At 42.2% G+C, this 3880-nt stretch carries 5 protein-coding genes; 3 read left to right on the forward strand and 2 right to left on the reverse strand.

Annotated elements, in window-relative coordinates:
- Positions 1 to 119: 119 nt before the first annotated feature.
- On the reverse strand, positions 120 to 587 hold the full coding sequence (locus G4P69_RS36005) for a MarR family winged helix-turn-helix transcriptional regulator (RefSeq protein ID WP_208340467.1): 468 nt from the start codon (positions 585 to 587) through the stop codon (positions 120 to 122).
- 134 nt (positions 588 to 721) lie between these two features.
- Between G4P69_RS36005 and G4P69_RS36010 the strand changes: the two genes are divergently transcribed.
- From G4P69_RS36010 to G4P69_RS36020, 3 genes are all read left to right on the forward strand, one after another.
- Positions 722 to 1366, forward strand: a complete 645-nt coding sequence (locus tag G4P69_RS36010; protein ID WP_208354702.1) for a class I SAM-dependent methyltransferase — start codon at positions 722 to 724, stop codon at positions 1364 to 1366.
- A 149-nt stretch (positions 1367 to 1515) separates the two neighbouring features.
- Positions 1516 to 2037, forward strand: coding sequence for a hypothetical protein (locus G4P69_RS36015; RefSeq protein WP_208340469.1), 522 nt, complete (start codon positions 1516 to 1518; stop codon positions 2035 to 2037).
- A gap of 196 nt (positions 2038 to 2233) precedes the next feature.
- Complete coding sequence (locus tag G4P69_RS36020; RefSeq protein WP_208340470.1) at positions 2234 to 3121, forward strand: hypothetical protein; 888 nt, start codon at positions 2234 to 2236, stop codon at positions 3119 to 3121.
- Between the two features lie 64 nt (positions 3122 to 3185).
- Here G4P69_RS36020 and ruvB read toward each other — a convergent pair.
- Positions 3186 to 3880, reverse strand: a 695-nt coding sequence (gene ruvB / locus G4P69_RS36025) for a Holliday junction branch migration DNA helicase RuvB (RefSeq protein WP_208354703.1), incomplete at its 5' end; no start/stop codon positions are given.

The raw sequence follows: 3880 nt of genomic DNA on the forward strand, positions 1-3880 counted from the left end.
AGGCTTGTTTTATACCAATATGCTTCTATGGATATCATTTAAGCTCATCTCTCACCCCTCTCTATAGGTGGAAACGAATTTTACAAGCCAGGAGAGATTCCCTATTGTAATTAAGTTTTTTACGAGAGGTTCTCGATCGCCTGTTTCAAAGTTCTGCAAAATTGCTCACGATCAGCATAAGGAATACCATGCATAGCTTCTTCACGAAGCTCAACAGCAATTGGTGGTAAGACTTTTTCTAGTTCCTTACCAGCATCAGTTAACCAAATACGCCAAATACGGCGATCGCGTCTATCCCTCTCTCGACGAATTAAGTCTCGTTCTTCCATTCGATCAAGCACACCAGTTAAAGTCCCTCCTACCTGTTGGAGTTTTTCCCCAATAGAAGATGTCGGTAACCCATCTTCTTCCCATAAACAACATAAAACCACCCAATGAAAAGGTGTCAATCCAAGCGGTTCCAAACGCTCAGTAAATCTCCGAGCCAGTAGTTGCGATAACAGTTTGACTCGATAGCCAACACCATATGGTGCTCGCACTGGCTCCCAAGACTCCAAATCTTGAGAATTCTCAGATAAGTTAATCATTCTATTAATTAGTTAGTATACGTAATATTAGAATAGCACTAACTCAACTTAAAAGGAATTCCTTATTTTGTAAGATGCAACCCAAAGTGAATAAGATATAAAATTTTGAGAAAAATGATCTTAAGAAAAAGTTTATGCTGCTCAGACCAAATGAACGTACTAAGCTGGATGATACAGCAGATAAGTTATTTTACGAATATCCTCGGTTTGTTACGCACGTAGATGAAGGTTTTATTCAAAAGCTGACAGAATTGTATCGCGAGCGCCTAAAACCGCAGACCCGTATTTTTGATATGATGAGCAGTTGGGTGTCGCATTTGCCAGAAGAAATGGAGTTTGCGCATGTTGAGGGACACGGACTCAACGAGCTTGAACTGGCGCGGAATCCTCGATTAAATCATTACTTTGTACAAGATCTCAACGAAAAACCGCAGTTTCCTCTAAAGGATCAGGATTTTGATGCTGTTTTTAACTGCGTTTCAATACAGTACTTGCAATACCCAGAGGCGATATTTTCTGAAATTCACCGCATACTTAAACCAGGTGGTATAGCAATTATCAGCTTTTCTAACCGCATGTTTTTTCAAAAGGCGATTCAGGCATGGCGAGAGGGAACAGAAACGAGTAGAGTTGAGTTAGTCAGAAGTTACTTCACTTCTGTGCCAGGATTTACCGAACCACAAGTGATAACCCTTAAGCCAACAGTTCCTAATTTCCTTCAATGGTTAGGTGCAGCAGGTGGAGATCCGTTCTATGCTGTAATAGCCAACCGCAGTTAGGGAAAGAGGGTGTAGGGGATAGGGTGTAGGGTGTAGGGAAAATAATAAAGCCACCCAAAATTTCACTGGGCTTTAAACCTTACTTCGAGCCTAATCTATGAACGTACACCCCACACCCCATTTTTGTCAAGCAAAAGGAGGAGCCAAACATGATTTTTCCGCGTGTCCGAAGAATATTAACAGTATTGTTGTTATGTGGGTTACTGTTCACTACAGCCTGTACCCCTAAGACACCAGGACGTTTTGACCAAGCACAGCAACAAAGCAGTCAACAAAAAAGTGGTCAAGCAATAGCTAAAGACTCGACTCAAGGTGCTGAATTTAACAAGTTCTTCCCCAAACCTCAAGACGGGTATGAGCGCGTTTATACTCAGGAGAAAAAAGGTTTCTCAGAAGCGAAATTGAAAAAAGCAGGTAAAGAAGTTGCTGTCATTTCAATTTCGGATACACAAGGCGTGAAAGGTACAGCCAACCCCGCAGGTAAATTTAAAACCAGCACAAAGACAATAGGCGGATTTCCATCTGTTAGCCAAGGTAGTAATGGTACCGCTATTTTAGTTGGTAGTCGCTACCAAGTGAAAGTCCAATCCCGCGATCCGTCGTTCACGGAAAGCGATCGCGAAGCGTGGCTTGAGAAATTTAACCTTGACGGCTTGTCTCGTCTGAAATAACAACTAAATTAACACAAAGAACTCAGGAGTCAGGAGCCAGAATTCAGCTTAGGAATTCTGTGCGACAGATGGGGAAAGATGTTGAAAACCCCACTATCTATACGTTTGTCTACAATTGGTGGGACTGAATCCCCATACTCTTGATTCTGACTCCTGAATTCTGACTTCTGAATTCTTTTTCAATAAGGAGATTATCGTGGCTAAACCGATTCAAGATTTAGTTGATCAATTACCAACTAGTAACCTGACTGTTTCTGCGTTGCGATCGCTAGATTTTTTCGCTCCTGGTGAGTGGCAAAACGTCGTTGGCTTTGTGAATACAATTAAAACTGTCACTGGCGAAACTGACGAAGATCTAATTCAGCAAATTGGCGAACGAGCAATTTACTTGTACAATGATCGTTCTCAAGGATATCAAACAGCAATGTGGCTGTATCAAACGGTTGATAGTACAGATAAAGCACTTGGCGCAGCAGTTTTGGCTAACAAAGTCGGTGAAAAAATCCCCCTTCTGGGTTTTTTAAACAGCATCACTCCCAAAGCTGAAAAAGCACAAACTATCGATTTGTGTCTAAAATTAGTCGCTGAGTTAGTAGCCTTTTGCCAAATTAACGGGATTCCTGGAGACAGCATTGGGGATTTTGTCGCGTCTTTAGGTGAATACAGCGGTGAGTCATTTATCCGCATGGCGGCTTTGGTTTGCTTTGATGGTTTAATACCTTTAGGTGCAGGCTTTGCTGACAGAGCCTTATCTTGGATTAGTCAGACAAGTCCACAGGAATTAGAACAAAACTCGACTTTCCAAAGTATTAGAGACACAATTCCTGGTCAAGATTCCGGTAGCAAATTAAACTTTATTGGAGAAAGCTTCAACTCAGTGACAGGTTGGATGGGTAACTTAGTTGGTGCAAATGATTTAACTCCCGAAAAAGTCGCCCACAACTTGCAAGGTTTTATTGATTTTAGCGGTGACAAGTTGGACTACTTAGCAGCGTTCCTAGATGTTTCTACAAATTACTACGAACATACAGGTACGCAAACCTTAGCACGTCGCTTGATTGAACGAGCTTCGGCTGAGATTTAGAACCCAATGTTAACGGTGCGTTACGAGTAGCGCTAACGCACCCTACGTATTCCCTATTACCTTTTTAAGGTAATAAAGATAATTGTTCATTGGGTGGTTTAAACCCTAAATGTTTGTATGCAGCGGGTGTTGCAAGCCTACCACGGCTAGTACGCTGCAAATAACCAATTTGCATGAGATAAGGTTCGTAGACTTCTTCAATTGTTTGTGTGTCTTCACCCGATGCTGCTGCTATTGTTTCTAACCCAACTGGACCACCATTAAATTGTTCAATTATTACACTGAGCATTCGGCGATCTGTCCAATCTAAACCGCACGGATCTACTTGAAATAGTTGCAGTGCTTCTGCTGCTATGCTTTCGTTAATTTCCCCTAATGATTTGACTTGCGAGTAATCACGTACACGCTTGAGTAGCCTATTTGCAATTCGTGGGGTTCCACGCGATCTCCGTGCAATTTCTTTAGCACCATCCTCACGAATGGGTGTTTGGAGTAGTTGGGCTGTGCGTAGTACTATTTTGCTTAGTTCGTCTACTTCATAGAATCTCAATTTTTGAACCAAGCCAAAGCGATCGCGCAGTGGGGAAGTCAGCGCGCCTACACGGGTTGTTGCTCCTACTAAGGTAAACTTTGACAGTGGTATGCTCCGAGTTCGAGCGCTGGAACCTTTACCAACAGTGATATCTAAGCGATAATCCTCCATTGCTGGGTACAAAATTTCTTCAGTCATGCGTGAGAGGCGATGAATTTCATCAATGA

Source organism: Aetokthonos hydrillicola CCALA 1050 (assembly GCF_017591665.1).
Lineage (GTDB): Bacteria > Cyanobacteriota > Cyanobacteriia > Cyanobacteriales > Nostocaceae > Aetokthonos > Aetokthonos hydrillicola.

Coding starts and splice junctions, on each gene's coding strand:
- G4P69_RS36015 (WP_208340469.1), top strand. CDS start 1,516: ATGATTTTTCCGCGTGTCCGAAGAATATTAACAGTATTGTTGTTATGT.
- G4P69_RS36010 (WP_208354702.1), top strand. CDS start 722: ATGCTGCTCAGACCAAATGAACGTACTAAGCTGGATGATACAGCAGAT.
- G4P69_RS36005 (WP_208340467.1), bottom strand. CDS start 587: ATGATTAACTTATCTGAGAATTCTCAAGATTTGGAGTCTTGGGAGCCA.